The sequence below is a fragment of the Hydrosulfovibrio ferrireducens genome, assembly GCF_046883345.1.
GTDB classification, from domain to species: Bacteria; Desulfobacterota; Desulfobulbia; order Desulfobulbales; family Desulfurivibrionaceae; genus Thiovibrio; species Thiovibrio ferrireducens.
In genome coordinates this window covers 192,248-207,976 of the sequence record NZ_JALKCW010000022.1, presented here as the reverse complement: position 1 = coordinate 207,976, position 15,729 = coordinate 192,248, and the positions used below count along the sequence as shown (strand labels likewise).

Annotated in this window: 15 protein-coding genes; 2 read left to right on the top strand and 13 right to left on the bottom strand. The window is 58.8% G+C overall.

Translation table 11 applies throughout. The features are described 5' to 3' along the window. Positions 1–58: 58 nt before the first annotated feature. The 5 genes from MWR57_RS11155 to MWR57_RS11135 form a co-directional block, all read right to left on the bottom strand. Positions 59–694, bottom strand: a complete 636-nt coding sequence (locus tag MWR57_RS11155; protein ID WP_423124895.1) for an endonuclease III domain-containing protein — start codon at positions 692–694, stop codon at positions 59–61. Between the two features lie 23 nt (positions 695–717). After that, positions 718–1,050 (bottom strand): hypothetical protein, encoded by a 333-nt coding sequence (locus tag MWR57_RS11150; protein WP_423124894.1) that lies wholly within the window; start codon positions 1,048–1,050, stop codon positions 718–720. A 224-nt stretch (positions 1,051–1,274) separates the two neighbouring features. Continuing rightward, the gene (gene thiC / locus MWR57_RS11145) at positions 1,275–2,576 is read right to left on the bottom strand and encodes a phosphomethylpyrimidine synthase ThiC (RefSeq protein ID WP_423124893.1); all 1,302 of its coding nucleotides are present in this window, start codon (positions 2,574–2,576) and stop codon (positions 1,275–1,277) included. 139 nt (positions 2,577–2,715) lie between these two features. Beyond that, positions 2,716–3,285, bottom strand: coding sequence for a manganese efflux pump MntP (locus MWR57_RS11140; RefSeq protein WP_423124892.1), 570 nt, complete (start codon positions 3,283–3,285; stop codon positions 2,716–2,718). 134 nt (positions 3,286–3,419) lie between these two features. After that, the gene (locus tag MWR57_RS11135) at positions 3,420–4,274 is read right to left on the bottom strand and encodes a sulfurtransferase (protein ID WP_423124891.1); all 855 of its coding nucleotides are present in this window, start codon (positions 4,272–4,274) and stop codon (positions 3,420–3,422) included. 140 nt (positions 4,275–4,414) lie between these two features. On the opposite strand from MWR57_RS11135, the gene MWR57_RS11130 reads away from it, so the two are divergent. Next, complete coding sequence (locus MWR57_RS11130) at positions 4,415–6,340, top strand: chemotaxis protein CheW (protein WP_423124890.1); 1,926 nt, start codon at positions 4,415–4,417, stop codon at positions 6,338–6,340. On the opposite strand, the gene MWR57_RS11125 is transcribed toward MWR57_RS11130, so the two are convergent. Continuing rightward, complete coding sequence (locus tag MWR57_RS11125; protein WP_423124889.1) at positions 6,337–6,954, bottom strand: LysE family transporter; 618 nt, start codon at positions 6,952–6,954, stop codon at positions 6,337–6,339. The two genes, MWR57_RS11130 and MWR57_RS11125, sit on opposite strands and share 4 nt — an antisense overlap. Before the next feature lie 28 nt (positions 6,955–6,982). Beyond that, positions 6,983–7,843 carry an HDOD domain-containing protein gene (locus tag MWR57_RS11120; protein ID WP_423124888.1) on the bottom strand — a complete coding sequence of 287 codons (861 nt, stop codon included), beginning with the start codon at positions 7,841–7,843 and terminating at the stop codon, positions 6,983–6,985. A 283-nt stretch (positions 7,844–8,126) separates the two neighbouring features. On the opposite strand from MWR57_RS11120, the gene htpG reads away from it, so the two are divergent. Continuing rightward, positions 8,127–10,013 carry a molecular chaperone HtpG gene (gene htpG, locus MWR57_RS11115; protein WP_423124887.1) on the top strand — a complete coding sequence of 629 codons (1,887 nt, stop codon included), beginning with the start codon at positions 8,127–8,129 and terminating at the stop codon, positions 10,011–10,013. A 144-nt stretch (positions 10,014–10,157) separates the two neighbouring features. On the opposite strand, the gene gspG is transcribed toward htpG, so the two are convergent. The 6 genes from gspG to MWR57_RS11085 form a co-directional block, all read right to left on the bottom strand. Continuing rightward, positions 10,158–10,607 (bottom strand): type II secretion system major pseudopilin GspG, encoded by a 450-nt coding sequence (gene gspG / locus MWR57_RS11110; protein ID WP_423124886.1) that lies wholly within the window; start codon positions 10,605–10,607, stop codon positions 10,158–10,160. Between the two features lie 169 nt (positions 10,608–10,776). Continuing rightward, positions 10,777–11,664: a universal stress protein gene (locus tag MWR57_RS11105; RefSeq protein WP_423124885.1), complete on the bottom strand. Its 888-nt coding sequence runs from the start codon at positions 11,662–11,664 to the stop codon at positions 10,777–10,779. 14 nt (positions 11,665–11,678) lie between these two features. Then, complete coding sequence (locus tag MWR57_RS11100) at positions 11,679–13,121, bottom strand: sodium:proton antiporter (RefSeq protein ID WP_423124884.1); 1,443 nt, start codon at positions 13,119–13,121, stop codon at positions 11,679–11,681. A gap of 148 nt (positions 13,122–13,269) precedes the next feature. Then, positions 13,270–13,638: a response regulator gene (locus MWR57_RS11095; RefSeq protein ID WP_423124883.1), complete on the bottom strand. Its 369-nt coding sequence runs from the start codon at positions 13,636–13,638 to the stop codon at positions 13,270–13,272. Further along, positions 13,625–15,379 carry a sensor histidine kinase gene (locus tag MWR57_RS11090; RefSeq protein ID WP_423124882.1) on the bottom strand — a complete coding sequence of 585 codons (1,755 nt, stop codon included), beginning with the start codon at positions 15,377–15,379 and terminating at the stop codon, positions 13,625–13,627. Before MWR57_RS11090 ends, MWR57_RS11095 begins: the two co-directional genes overlap by 14 nt. After that, complete coding sequence (locus MWR57_RS11085; protein ID WP_423124881.1) at positions 15,376–15,729, bottom strand: NifB/NifX family molybdenum-iron cluster-binding protein; 354 nt, start codon at positions 15,727–15,729, stop codon at positions 15,376–15,378. The genes MWR57_RS11090 and MWR57_RS11085 overlap by 4 nt, the downstream gene beginning before the upstream one ends.

Genomic DNA, 15,729 nt, shown 5'->3' with positions numbered 1-15,729 from the left:
AGCAAAAGCTCTTTACTTGGTTTTAGAAACCCATGTCAACCGAAAATCAGCCCCGGGGCTAAACCCCCTGCAAGGGGCAGCCATCGCAGAGCGGATTGGTTTTCTTGCAGTATTCCTTGGCAAGGCGGACCAGAAGAGCGTGGTATTCGTTGAAGAGCTGGGCGTCGGTGGGCAGCTTGCCCAGGAAGAGATCCTGGATCTCTTCATACCCGGCGTCTTCCGCAATGAGGTCATGCCGGAGCAGGATGCGATAGGTGTAGGCATCCACCACGAACACCGGTTTGCCAGCCCCATACAGCGTAATGGAATCGGCGGTTTCCGGGCCGATCCCCTTTATGGCCAGCAGTTTTTCCCGGAGGGTCTGGGTGCTTTGCTCGAAAAAGGTCTCGAGATCCCCGCTCTCTTCCCGGATGGCGGCGAAAAGCCCCTTGAGGCGTTTGGCCTTCTGGTTGTAGTACCCCGAAGGCCGGATTTTTTCGGCGAGAACCTCGAGGGGCAGGGCTTCCAGGGCTTCAAAGGAGAGAAGCCCCTCTTGCCGCAATGTTTCGATGACCATGCTCACATTGCGCCAACTGGTGTTCTGGGTCAGAACCGCGCCGAGCATGATCTCAAAAGGGGTTTCACCGGGCCACCAATGCTGGGGGCCGAAATGATCAAGCAGGCGGGCGTGGATTTCCTCAATCCGGTTGCTCACGGTTGCTGCGTCCCTGCCAACAATCAGTCTGAGCGCATGAAGAGGAAGTAGACGGCGATTGCTATGGCGCCGATGAACACCCCGGCCACGGGCAAGACCTTGCCGAGCTGGAGAGTCCCGTCCACCACCAATCCCTCCATGTAGCGGCTCCCGCTGAAAAGCCACAGTCCGAAACCGAGCCCGGTCAAGACCAGAGTATCCACGGCCTGCTTGTAGAGGTTGTAGCAAATAAAAGCGATAAAGGGGACCAGAAACCAGGTGTTGGTGAAAAGCCCCTTAAAGTCTACCTCGCGGAACTGTTGCGGCACGTTGGTGCTGTTGACAAAATCGACAATCTGCCCCAGAAATTCGGTCATGCGCTGCGTCCTCCTCTGTGGTGATGGCGAAATTATTTCTGCAAGCGGCCACAGGGTGCCGCATCTGCTTTGTCATCGCCTTGTCCGCATACCTGATGTATAGCGAACAAGGCTCTTGGTCGGCACTGCTGCCGACAATTGACACGCGCATCTGCGGCACCCTGTGGCCGCTTATTTTGGTGACATACGCCGTTCGTCGAGGCTTACGCCGTGATCAGTTATAATTACTTCTGCAAGCGGTCGGGGGCGGTGGCCTGTTTGTACACCTTGATGGCGCAGTACGAGCCGCACATGCTGCAGGCGTCGCCCTTGTAGGAACTCCCCTCCTCCCGGAAACGCCGCGCCTTTTCCGGATCGATGGAAAGCTCGATCTGGCCTTTCCAGTCCAGATTGTTGCGGCACTTGGCCATGGCGATGTCCTTGTCGATGGCGCCGGGCAACCCCTTGGCGATGTCCGCCGCATGGGCGGCGATGCGGGAGGCCATGACCCCCTCGTGCACGTCCTCGGCGCTGGGCAGCTTGAGATGCTCGGCCGGGGTGACGTAGCAGAGGAAATCGGCCCCAGCCGCGCCGGCGATGGCCCCGCCGATGGCGCCGGTGATATGGTCGTAGCCCGGCGCGATGTCCGTGACCAGCGGGCCCAACACGTAGAAGGGCGCCCCGTGGCAGAGCTGCTTCTGGAGTAGGATATTGGCCTGGATCTGGTTGAGCGGCATATGGCCCGGCCCCTCGACCATCACCTGCACCCCGGCCTCCCAGGCGCGCTGGGTCAGCTCGCCCAGGTGGATCAGTTCCTGGATCTGGCCCCGGTCGGTGGCGTCGGCCAGGCAGCCCGGCCGGATGCCGTCGCCCAGGCTCAGGGTGACCTCATGCTCCTTGAGGATGGCCAGCAACTCGTCAAAATGCTCGTACATCGGGTTTTCTTTCTTGTTGTAGCTCATCCACTCGATGGTAAAGGAGCCGCCCCGGCTGACCACGCCCATGAGCCGCTTATGGTTGCGAACCCGGTCCATGGTGCTTCTGGTAATACCGGAATGGATGGTCATGAAGTCAACCCCATCCTTGGCCTGTTGCTCAATGCCCTTGAACATCTGGGCAACCGTGACCTCGCCGATCTTTTTCTTCTGCTTCTCCACCACCTCGGCAATGGACTGGTAAATGGGCACGGTGCCCAGGGGGATGGGGCAGCTTGCCAGAATCTCGCGGCGAATCTCATTCAACTCGCCGCCCATGGAAAGGTCCATCACCGTGTCGGCCCCGGCCTTAAGGCAGACGCAGAGCTTCTGCAGCTCCTGGCTCACCTCGGGATAATCCTTGGAGGAGCCGATATTGGCGTTGACCTTGGTGGACAACCCCTTGCCCACACCCATGATCCGGTCGAATTGGTGGTTTTTATTCTTGGGAATGCAGATCGTGCCAGCAGCCACTCCCTGCATCAGGGTCTGGACCGCGATATTCTCGTTGGCGGCACAATTTTCAAAAAGAGGGGTGAGCGTGCCCCTGATAGCGTCTTCGCGAATACTCATCACAAATTCTCCGATAACCTCCGGCGCAGGCCGCGGGGTGTTGTTGACAGGAAAGATAAAGGAAGTTCAAGACGCAAAAACATACCAGCGCCCCTTTGAGAATGCAATGGAAATGTATGGGAACCGGGGGGGAGAATGCCTATAACACCCCGTGTTCATAGAGAATTTTGAAGCCGATGCCAAGCAGAACCAGGCCGCCGACAATCTCGGCCCGGGAGCCCAAGCGCGAGGCCGCGCCCAGCAGACAGCCCAGCCGCAGACCCAGCGCGGTGAGAGCCGAGGCGACCAGGCCGATGATCAGGGCCGGAAGCCAGACGCTGATCTCAAGCACGGCAAAGCTCAAGCCTACGGCCAGGGAATCGATACTCGTTGCCACCGAAAGGGTGATGAGCATCCGCCCTTTGGTGGGGTCCGCACCCTCTTCCGCCTCGTGCTCCTCCCGAATCGCCTCCCAGATCATCTTGACCCCCACGAAGGCGAGGAGGCCAAAGGCGAGCCAGTGGTCAAAGGCCTCGATGTAGGAACGGACCGTAAGCCCGCCCAGCCAGCCGAGGATGTTCATCCCGGCCTGAAAAAAACCAAAGTGGAAGGCCAGGCGGAACACCTGCCGGGAATCGACCTGGCACAGGCTGACCCCGGCGGCCAGAGCCACGGCAAAAGCGTCCACGGCCAAAGCCAGGGCGATGAGCAGGATTGCGGAAAATTCCATGAAACAGGCTGCGCGGATGGGGTTATGGGGTGGAATGCGCGGGTTCGCGGCCACTTGACCATTTTTCCCCGGGGCTGGCAAGAAAAAAGCCCCGCCATGGCGGGGCCGAAGGAGAACGGAAACAAGCCGGGAAATCAGGCGCCCCGCGGCTCCCCGCTCTCGATGGGCAGGCTCGGATTCCTGGACCATTCGTTCCAGGAGGCGAAATAGACCCGCAAGCGGTTGAATCCGGCCAGCTTCAATGCCACATAGGTATTGGCCGCCCGCGACCCCTTGAAGCAGAAGATGATGATCTCGCTGTCCGGATAGATCTGCTGGCTGGCGCACAAGGCCCGGATTTCATGGGCTGGCCGGAAGGCCGGAATCGCGTCCCTGCTCATGAAGCTGTACCATTCAATCCAGCGGGCGGTGGGAATCCTTCCCCGCCGGGGGGCAAAATCGAAGCCGTAGGGCGAGGAGGTATGGCCCAGCCATTCGTTGGCATCCCGGTTGTCGAGGAGAATGGTTTCCGAACCACCCAAGGCCGCGAGAACATCATCCCTGGTCGCCATCAGGGCGGTGTTGGGGTGGGGGAGAAACCGGCTGGGGATGGGCGGGATCTCCGCAGTTTCCTCGGGCAACCCATACTGCTGCCAGGCCCAAAAGCCGCCGTCGAGAATGCCGCAGTCCGGGTGGCCGAGGTAGCGGGCCAGCCAATACCCGCGGCAGGAAGCGCCATACCTGGTATCGAAGCTGTCTTCGTAAAAAACAACCTTGTGGTCGTGGGCGACGCCCACCCGGGAGAAACTCGCCCCAAAGGTATTCTGCAGGGCAGCCAGCCCTTCCGGGGTGCTCTCGCTTAAGAAAGAAAAGATCTCCGGCATATTCACCGCTCCGGGGATGTGCCCCTCGGCAAAGGTGTCCTGATCGCGGATATCCACCACCAGCACCGCTCCTTGCTCCAGCAGCGCCTGGGTCTCATGGAGGGTATAGAGAATTTTTTCCGTCATGCACATATCCTGAGCCGAAGAGAAAGCCGTTATGCCCTGCGTCCCCAATATAAAACCTTCGCGCCGGGACCGCCCGGAAAATTCTCCGAACTTGTCGAAACATCTTTCTTCCTCTATATTGGACCACAGGAGGTGGCACAATGGCTCTTGATCCGCAGATGAAGATCTTACTCGTTGAAGATGCCGGGACCATGCGCAAAATGGAAGCCCGGATCCTCGGCCAGGTCGGCTTTACCAACATCGTCGAGGCAAAAGACGGCAACGACGCCATGGAAAAGCTTGGTGCCGAACCGGACATCGCCCTGGTCATCAGCGACTGGTCCATGCCCAACTGCGACGGCTATCAACTGCTGCAGTGGATGCGCGGGCACGATGCTTTCAAGAACCTCCCCTTTCTCATGGCCACGGGGCACGGCGACAAGGCCTATGTGGCCAAGGCCAAGGAGGCCGGCGCCAACGGCGTGGTGGCCAAGCCCTTTACCCCGGACGAGCTCAAGGTACTCATCGATGAGATCTTCGGCCTGAAGCAGGTTGCAGCCCCCAAGAAAGAGGAAGGCCCCAAGATGAGCGCCGAGGGCAAGGTTCACCTCAAGATGGCCCATATCCAGATCACCGACCATCTGGCCCTGGGCGTGCTCAAGCACCAGGTGGCCTCGGGGCAAAAAAATCCGCTCCACTTCAGCCTGGACACCCTCTGCATGCCGGGCTGGAACCCGGTGCAAAACGCCCTGGAAAACGGCGAGGTGGACGGCGCCTTTATCCTGGCGCCCATGGCCATGGATCTCTTCAGCTACGGGGTGCCCATCAAGCTGGTGCTTTTCGCCCACCGCAACGGCAGCATCTGCGTGCGCAACAAAACCGGCAAGTATGCCAAGCCGTACCAGCAATTCTTCAAGCACAAGACCTTCTATATCCCCCACAAGATGTCGATCCACAACATGTTGGCCCACATGTACTTCACCCAGATGGGCTTGCGGCCCGGGGTAGCGGGCAAGGAAGCGGTCAACGTTCTTTTCGACGTGGTGCCGCCGGTGGCCATGCCGGAATTTTTAAAGGACAATGCCGAAGCCAGCGGTTTTCTGGTGGCCGAGCCCATCGGCTCGCGGGCCATTACCGCAGGGATTGCCGAGCGTCAGTTCCTTTCCAGCGAGGTGTGGCAGGACCATCCCTGCTGCGTGGTGGTCTTCCGGGAAGAGATTCTCAGCAAGTATCCCGAGGCGGTGCAGGAATTCACCACCATGCTGGTGGAAGCCGGCCTCTATATCCGCGATCATGTGGACGAGGCGGCGGAGATCGCCGTAACCTTTCTCGACCCCCAGAAAAAAATCGGCCTCGAACCCGGCCTGCTCCGCACCGTGCTTTCCGACCCCCAGGGGATCACCACGGACAATCTCTATCCGGTCAAGGAAGATCTGGAGACCATCCAGGACTACATGACCAGCAAGATGGAGATCGGGCGGCGCATCAATCTGGCCGAATTCATCGACACCCGCTTTGCCGATATCGCCTGCAAGCATGCGCCGATCGCAGCAGGAGGAAGCCGGGAAACCACCGCGCCCAGGGGCGCGGCCAAGAAGCTTGGCATCGACCAGTCCCTGGCCTCCCGCGAGGGCAAGTATCTGATCTTCACCCTGGGCAAGGAGCGCTACGGGCTCGGCATCCTCGATGTCCGGGAGATCATCGGCCTGATGGCCATCCACGAGCTGCCGCAGATGCCGCCGTTTTTCAGAGGGGTCATCAACCTGCGGGACAAAGTCATCCCGGTCATGGACATGCGGAGCAAATTCGGCATGGAAAGCGTGGAGTACGACGACCGCACCTGCATCATCGTGGTGGAGGTTTCCGGCCTCACCGGCTCCCGGCTCATCGGCATCATTGTCGATGCGGTGTCCGAGGTGGTGACCATCAAGGAGCAGGAGGTGGAAGATTCGCCCCAATTCGGCAGTGTGGTTGACAGCCAGTGTTTGCTGGGCATGGCCAAACTCGCCGAGGGCGTGACCATCCTTCTGGACATCGACCGGCTCATGCATATCCAGGAGGCGGTGCTGATCGGTGAAGCAGCTTAGGGGATAAGGCCGCAGAGGGTGAGCCCCTCCTTGATCAGGGAAAGGCCGAAAAGGCAAAGCAGCAGGCCAAGAACCCGCAGGGTGAGGCGGTAGCCTTTGCTGCCCAGGAAAACCATCCGCCCGGCCACGCAGGCAAGGAGCGCCTTGCTCCCCACCAACAGCAGATAGAAACTCCCCAGAAAGACAAAAGGCGCCCCCTGCTTGTAGTCCCAGGCCTTGAGAAGGATAGGGCCGCCCACGCCCAGCCAGAACAGATAGGGGTAGGGGCTGAGGACGTTGACCCAAACCCCCCGGCGGAGCGGGTGCGTTTGCACCCGGTTCTCGACAGCCACCTCCCCGGTACTGCGCAACTCCCCCACCCCCATCCAGATCACCAGACCCCCGCCTGCCAGGGCAAGAATCCCCGGCAGCATGCCGGCGGACGCAACGCGTCCCAGCCCCAGCAGAACCAAGATGATGATGGGCAGATCGCTGACCAGGGGAGCCAGGGCCACCCTGACTCCGGCTGCCGCGCCGCGGCGCAGGGATTCGGAGATAACCAGGGTCAGGAGAGGGCCGGGAGAAAGGCCGGCGCCAAGCCCGAGCAGGGCGCCGGTGGCGAGATAGTAGCGCATGGAGAGGAAAATTCCGGCCGTCGCCGGACTAGAGGCTGAACACAGCGACGGCATCCTGATATTTATCGACGAACTCCTCGATAATCAACCGCATATTGCTTTCAAAATTGGGCACCTCGGGCAGCTCTCCTTTCATGCTCTCGTAGGCCAGCACGTCAAAGAAGAAGTCCCCGGAACTGCCTGCGTCGTATTCGGTAAGATGCACCAATTCGTCCGCCAGGTAGATGATCTTGGACCCCAGCCTTTTTGATTGGGGCTGGGTCATGTCATGGTGCAGGCCGACCGGCACGGAAACCGCCTCGGGCAGACCCCATTTTTCCAACAGGGCCATGCCCACCTCGGCGTGGTCCGTATGCAGCAGACGCCGTTCCACGGTCACGAGATCCTCCGGCTCGCTGTTTTCATCCCGGCTGTAACTCGCCACCTGCAAGGGCCGGTCAAGAATCACCTTGCCAACGTCATGGAGGAGGCCTGCGGTATAAATGGCGGAGGTATCCCTGGCCTTGGCGTTGCGGGCAATGATATTGGCCAGGATGGCCACGGCAAAGGAATGGCGCCAGAGCTCGCCTCGGCCAAGGGCATAGGCCGCCTGCGGCGACCTGAGCAGCCCCACCGAAGCGCTGGTGATGGAGATGATCTTGACCGCGTCCACCCCCATGCGGACGATGATGTCCTTGACCGAGGTGATCTTTTTCATGTGGCCGAAGTAGGCGGAGTTGGCCATCTGCAGCATGTTGGCGGTGAGGCCCGGATCCTGCTCGATCTTTTCCGACAGCTTGGGGATGGAACAATCCGCGGCGTGGGCCATGGACAGTACATCCAGCGCCACCTCCGGGCACGGCGCTATTTTTTCCACATCCCTGACATACTCGGCGGCTACATCGATCATTACTTTTCCCGATTCAAAAGGTCTGGAGCCCATGCGGGCGCAAGCACATAATGCCAACGGGTGGATTATCACATATTCGGACACGGTTGTAAATATTTAGGAGGCATTACAAAAACACCAACAGTGCGGCTAGTTGCGAACCTCAGCCTGGTGCAGCTTGACAGGGCCATGGAGATGATTATTTTTTGAGCCACATTGCCGGTTCGGCAACAAAAGAACCATCCCGGGCCACAGGTAGAAACACCTGCAACGCCCCAACGAAACACATTCAGAGAGAGAACCAATGAGTCCCAAGAAAACCACCCCCCAGACAGAGACCAAGGAGTTTCAGGCCGAAGTAAAAAAGATGCTCGATATCGTGATCCATTCGCTCTACACGGAAAAAGAGATCTTCCTGCGCGAATTGATCTCCAACGCCGCGGACGCCCTGGAAAAATTCCGCCACCAGAGCGTGGTGGAAGAGGAGGTCTTTGACAGCCATGTGCCTCTGGAAATCACCATCGACTTTGACGAAAAGGCAAACACCCTCACCATCACCGATTCCGGCATCGGCATGGACCGCGGCGAGCTGGAGGCCAATCTGGGCACCATCGCCCATTCCGGCTCCAAGACTTTTTTCAGCAAGCTCTCCGAGGCCGACCGCAAGGATGTCAACCTGATCGGCCAGTTCGGCGTGGGCTTTTATGCCGCCTTCATGGTGGCCAAGAAAGTCACGGTCAAATCCCGCTCCTTCCGCATGGACGACATGGGCCACGAGTGGGTCTCCGACGGCGGCGGCACCTTCACCATCGCCATGTGCCCCGGCATCCGGCGCGGCACCAGCATCACCCTGGAACTCACCGACGAGGCCAAGGAGTTTGCCGACGAGCAGACCATCCGCCGCATCATCAAGCAATATTCCAGCTTTGTCCCCTTCCCCATCAAGCTCAAGGGCGAGACAATCAACACGGTCCAGGCCATCTGGACCCTGGGCAAGAGCGAGATCAGCGAGGACGCCTACACCGAGTTTTACAAATTCATCGCCAATGCCTATGACGAGCCCCTGGCCCGGCTCCACTTTTCCGCGGACGCCCCCCTGGCCATCAAAACCCTGCTCTTCATCCCCAAGGAGAATTTCGAGGCCATGGGTTTTGGCCGCATGGAGCCGGGGGTCAACCTCTACTGCCAGCGGGTCTTGATCGAGCAGCACAGCAAGACCATCCTCCCGGAATGGCTGCGCTTCCTGCGCGGGGTCATCGACAGCGAAGACCTGCCGCTCAACATCTCCCGCCAGGCCTTGCAGGACAACGCCCTGGTCGCCAAGATCAACAAGGTGGTGACCAAGCGGGTGCTCAAGTTCCTGGAGGAAATGGCCAAGAGCGAGCCGGAGAAGTACACCGAATTCTGGAAGAACTTCGGCATGTTTATCAAGGAAGGGGTGATCTCGGATTTTGCCTACCGCGAAGAGGCTGCCAAGCTCCTGCGCTTTGAGTCCTCCAAGACCGAAGCCGGGGTCTTCACCTCCCTGGCCGAATATGTGGAGCGCATGCCCGAGGGGCAGAAGGAGATCTTCTACATCAACGGCCCCAGCCGGGAGGCCATTGAAAACGGCCCCTACATCGAGGCCTTCAAGAAGCGCAATATCGAGGTGATCTACACCCTGGAGCCCATCGATGATTTCGCCATGAGCCACCTCAGTATGTTTGGAGAGAAAAAACTGGTCTCCGCCGACCGCGGCAACCTCGATCTTCCCGAAGCAGCGACGGAAACCGAGGCGGACAAGGAAAAAGCCCGGAGCGAGGCCATGGACGCCGCAGAGTCCGAGACCCTGACCACCTGGATGAAGGAGGTGCTGGGCGAGCAGGTGAAAGAGGTTCTCGCCTCAAAACGCCTCACCGACAGCCCGGCCATGGTGGTCAACCCCGACGGCTTTGTCACCAGCAGCATGGAACGAATCATGCGCGCCTCGGGCCAGGGGCTGCAGCAGTTCGGCGGCAAAAACCTGGAGATCAACACCAGCCACCCCCTGATCAAGGGACTGACCGGGCTGAAGAACAAGGATGGTGAGGTGGCGGCAAGCGTGGTGGAGCAGATCTTCGACAACGCCATGATCCAGGCCGGTCTCATGGTGGAGCCCAGGAACATGGTGGCGCGGAGCTACAGGATTTTGGAACGGCTGGTGGGAAAATAAGCGCACGGTGAAAAAGAAAGAGGCGGTTGAAGAATCTGCTTCAACCGCCTCCAAAGCATGAGCTGGCCGACGAATCAACACCCCCTCTTTTTTTCTCCCAAAGCCCAAAAAATACCTGCGCTGCGCCAAGGGGAACGGCGCAGGTCACATTCCTGTCGCCTTGGGCCTTCCCCATTCCCAACTGCCGAGGTCGGCGTTTTCTTTTTCCCCGCCCGGCTGATTGTCGCGCCCGTAGGAAAAGATATCCACCGCGCCGTGCTCGCCGGGATTCTTGTAGCGATAGGGATTTCCCCATGGGTCGTTGGGCACGGCCCTTTTCAGATAAGCGCCGTCCCATTTCTTCACCCCCGGATCGGCGGCCAAGGCGGCCAACCCTTCCTGCTGGGTCGGATAGCGGCCCACATCATGGCGAAAAGCCTCCATGGCCGCCATGAGCATTTCGATCTGGGTCTTGGCCGTCTTCTGATGAGCCTTCCCCTCGGTGCCAAAGAGTTTGGGGCCGACCAGGGAGGCAAGCAGCAGGAGAATGATCATGACGATCAACAGTTCCAGCACCGAAAAACCGCGCTGTTGTTTCCGGATTCGTTGTTTCATAAAAGTATTTTCTGTCCGGCAAAGATTAGCCCTGTCCCGTTGCGCTTCGGTCCGCAACAAGGCGGTATATCGAAAAAAGACTCCATTGTGCTTACAATGGCTGGCTCAAGCATGTCAATAAAAAATGGGAAGACAACTACAGGCCGCAATTTCTGCGAGCCCCTCCAGGCTACGGCACCAAAAGCGTGGGCAGTTCCGAGGCCTCGGCCACCCGGTGCGAATTACTCCCCAGAAAGAATTCATGGAGCCGGTCTTTTCCCGTGGTTCCCATCATGATCATGGTGGCATGGGTTTCCCGGGCAATGCGAATTATTTCAAGGACACTCCTCCCTGCGCCAAGATGCGGCTCGGCAGGAATGCCAGCGGCGGTCAATTTTTCGCAATAGCGGGCCAGCCGTTCCCGGCTCTCTTTTTCCAGGAGATGCAGCCCTGACTTGTCGAGGTTCTTGGCGATCTTTACCCCGATGACATGGCACACGGACACCGCCTCAACAACGTTTTTCAAGGATGAGAGCAGTTCGAGAGCCCGGGTTGAGGGCTCCGACCAATCCGTGGCCAAAAGAGGCCTCTGGAAAACTTTATCATTGAGACGCGTCACCATTTCCCCGGAAAATTCATACTCCACCATGTGCTTGCTCACCAAAATCGGCACAGTGCTGCGGGTGATCAACTGCAGGGTGTGGGATCCCACGAATGACAACTCCGGGCCGGTCTTCTTCTTTTTGCCGACAACGATCAGATCGATTTTCTCTTTTTCCGCAAGGGCCAGGATGTTGGGAACCGGATCCCCCACCTCGATGACGATCTTGCTCCCTATCCCGTGCGCGGAAAGCGCCTGCTGCCATTCCTGAAAACGGATCCGGGTCTCTTCCCGCAGCCGTTCCTCCTCATCCTTCAAATAGCCGCCGTACGGGACAAAACCCACCTCATCCCGGGGGATGACGTTGTGCAGCACAACATCCCGCAAGCCGGCATCCTTGAGCACGAGCAGGGACTCAAGAGCCTCGAAGGCGAATTCCCTGAATTTGGTCGGGAACAGGATCTTCTCTATTTTCATGGCTCCCCCTTGTGTCAGATAAAGAAAAGAATTGATATTACGACGAAAACGCTCCCCAGAATGGGCGCGGAATACTTGAATAAATACCCGAAGAAGGTGGGCATGGGAGTGCCTGCCTCCTCTGCGATGGACCGCACCATGAAGTTCGGCGCATTGCCGATATAGGTAAACGCGCCGAAAAACACCGAACCTGCGGAAATAGCCAGGAGATAGAGGGGATTTTCCTTGATCAGGAGCATGACCGCCTCGCTTTCCGCGACCCCGGGATAAAACCCGCCCATAGCCGTGCTCAAAAAGGTCAGATAGGTGGGGGCATTATCGAGAAAAGCCGAGAGCATGCCGGTGATCCAGAAGTAATGGAGCGGTTCTCGCACCGCCGCGATGAGAAAAGCCAGTTCGCCCTGCGATCCTGCCTGGAGTATCTTGAGGCACGGGATCATCGTCAGAAAAATTCCGATAAAGAGTATGGCGACCTCCTGAATCGGAAACCAGGTGAAAGCGTTCGCTTCCCGCAGGGGCCTAGGGGTTACCACCATGGACAGTCCCGCCATCAGGACCAGCAAGCCGTCCCTGACCACATCCTGCACGCCGCGGTGGATGCCGACAATCGAGATGTCGCCCCATTTGGCCATGCCGCTCATCAGCACCGCCCCGACAATGCCGGCAAGAAAGATAAAGTTGTATGCGCCTTCGATGCGGATCGGCTCTTGGGCGCCGTCGTCAGGCGCGGCGGTGATCCCTTCCCGGCGGTAGTAATGCCTGTCCAGCAGATAATAGAGGGTCAGCAGAATGCCTGCCGCCACCAGCATGTGGGGAAGAAGATGAAAGGTCCAAAAAAAAGGCACACCCCGCAGAAATCCCAGGAACAGGGGGGGATCGCCGAGAGGGGTGAGCGAGCCGCCCACATTGGCGACCAGGAAGATAAAAAAGACGACCATGAATGTCCGATGCTTTCTGTGCGCATTGGCCCTTAAAAGCGGGCGGATCAGGAGCATGGCCGCGCCCGTGGTTCCCATCCAGGAGGCGAGGATGGTGCCGATGGCGAGGATTCCGGTGTTGAGCGCCGGAGTGCCCCGGAGCGTGCCCTTGAGCAAAATCCCGCCTGACACCGTATACAGGGCGCCGAGCAGGATGATGAACGGAACATAATCGGCCAGCACGATATGGAGGATTTCATACACTGCGCCCCCCTGGTACTTCAGCACGAGGGGAGTAACCAGAACCACGGCCCAGAAGGCGGAAACCTTGCCGAAATGATGATGCCAGAACTTCGGCGCCAGCAGCGGAAAAAACGCGATGGAAAGGAGCATGCCCGCAAACGGCAGGACACTGTACAGGGGAAGGGACACCCCCATGTCGGCATGCCCTCCTCCCCCGGCGGCACAAGCGGCCGCAGGCAACCCCAGGCTCGCCAGAACAGCGGCGAAGGCTATGATGATGGTCTCGGATGTACGCATGATCGGCTCTCTCGTGTTGAAGAGGATGGCTATGAAGAATGAGCAAAAGAAATGACCCTTGCGGCAGTGCGCCGCGGATCTCACCCGGCAGTCTCGCCCACGCCGAACCATACCAAAAAAACATTGGCGGTCAAGGACAATCCCCCTTTTATTGGGCGCCGGCCTCGTTGATCCTGGTGATCAATTCGCCGATGTCCACCGGCTTCATGATGTAATCGAACAACCCGCGCTGCATGCCAAGGATGCCGCTCTCGGTGGAGCCGTGTCCGGTGAGGATGATCACCTGAATTTTTGGGTCGTGCTGCTTGATAAGGTCCAGGGTGGCGAGGCCGTCCACTCCCGGCATCATCAGGTCGAGGAGGACCACGTCCGGCCGCCAATTGTCAGCGAGCACCCCCATCGCCTCCTGGGCGCCGCTCACCGCTTTTGCGGCATAGCCCCGCAGTTCCAAGCGCTCAGCCAGGGTTGTCCCGAAATCAAGCTCGTCGTCAACAATCAGAATCCTATGCGCGGTCATTGCTTTCTTCCTCGCTGCCTTCTTTGTAAACCGGAAAAGTGATGATAAAGGTGGTGCCCACTCCGACCTCGCTGCTCACCTCGATTTTGCCCCCCATTTTCTGCACGATTCCGTAGGTGATGGACAGCCCCAGGCCGGTGCCCTTTTTCTCTTCGTTGCCCTTGGTGGTGAAAAATGGATCAAAGATGTGCTTGAGCACATCCGGGGCAATCCCCGGCCCGGTGTCGGAGATTGCCACCATCACCGTTTTCTGGTTTTCGCGGCGGGAGGTGATATGGATCTCGCCGTCGCTGCGAATCGCGTCGATGGCGTTGTTGATCACGTTCAAGAACACCTGCTGCAACTGACCGTGGTCCGCCCGGATGACCGGCAGGTTTTCCTGGAGCTGCAGGAGGATATGAATGTTGCGGTAAGCCGCGTCTTTTTCCAGAAAACTCAAGACCTCCGTGACGATCGCGTTGAGCTGCACCAGGGTCAGGGAGGTTTCCATCCGCCGGGCAAAGCCGAGCAGCCGGTGGGTGATGGTTCTCGCCCGGACCACTGCGTTTTGCAAAGAAGCCAGTTGATCGAGAAATTTTGCCCGGTGGCGGAAGTCCTGCTCCAGCCCGATCAAATCCTGCATCAACCCCGCCTTTTCCGCGATGATCGCCAAGGGGTTGTTGATCTCATGGGCAACGCCCGCAGCCAGCCTCCCGATGGAGGCAAGCTTGTTGGAATGTTCCGTTTCGCTCAAAATCGAATCGCGCGTTTCATCGGCCTCACGAAACTTGCCCGCCAAAAAGCGGGAAAGCCAGAAAACCATCCCCCCCGAAGCAAGAAAGCAAAGACCGAGGGTGAGCTGCAGCCGCCCTTTGAAGATGTGCCATATTTTCCTGGCCTCTGCTCCCTGCTGGTCAAGAACCAGCAGCCAGGGCGTGTTCGGAATCCGGCTCACGGCCCGGTAGAAGCTGCTGTTGCCGCGCATCTCCTCGAAAATAACGATGTCGTTCTGCTTGGGTTTGCGGGTGAGCTGAAAACTCTCCATGGCGTCGCCATGGTAGCGGGAACCGCTTTGCAGAATCCCGCTGTCATTGATAAGAAAGATATCCTCCAGCGCCTCGGTGTCGGCCAAGGCCAGAAAACGATCCAGGGTTTCGGTGTCGATGCTCGCCCGGATCACCCAGTACCGGTCCGAAGAGGGATCCTTCTTGCTGGCTGCCACCACGAAATGGGGAACATTGCGGAACCCGGTAAAAACCTCGCTGACATACATCCGCCGGGCCAGGGCCTTATGAAACCAGAGGCTGTCACTGTAATCCTTGCCCGCCAACCGGTAGGGGCCGACATAGGCGGTCTGGATGCCGTCCACACCAACAATGCTCAAATCGACCAGCCCCTGATGCTCCTTCTTGAGCTGCCGGAAAATCTGTTCGAGTTTTTTGGGGTCGGAGAGATCCTCGAAGCTGTAGGTGTCGATAACCACGGTGATCGCCGCCTCCAGTTTTTCCAGGTAGGCGTTGATGGTCGCCCTGGCGCTTTCCGCGTTCCAGCGGGCATTGGCCCGGGAATCCTCCCGCACAAGCTGCTGATACTGGAAAAAGTTGAGCCCCGAGGTGATCGACAGGGGAATCAGGGTGATGGCCAGCATCACGATGAAGAGGCTGTTGCACATGCAACGGTACCGGGCCTGGGAAGAAAGATCCTTGCCGGACAGGCCGCAGAATATGGGGCAATTACGCTTGCTTGAACGATTTTCGCTCATGTCTGGGCCCTCCTCGTGCTTTCCGTCCGGACAATCCCCCCCGGCCGCAGTTGTTTGGCAATGGCCAGCTCGATGGCCCGTGGCGCTGGACCGATCACCCTGTCGATCACCTCTATTTTTTTCCAAACCAGATACTGGAAATGCGCCTCCTCGATGCCGCCGCAGATCACCAGGGAAACCTCTTCCTTGATGATCAGGCTGCACAGCGCGTCGCTCCCCGGTCCGGGCAGCAGCACCGTGCGCGGCTCCCCGGAAATCTTTCCCCGGACGACCTTGGCGATGAGCACCTCGGTGGCCAGGTCGAAGCGCGGGGCGATATCGTTGTTCTGCAGGGTTGCCAGGATCTTCAT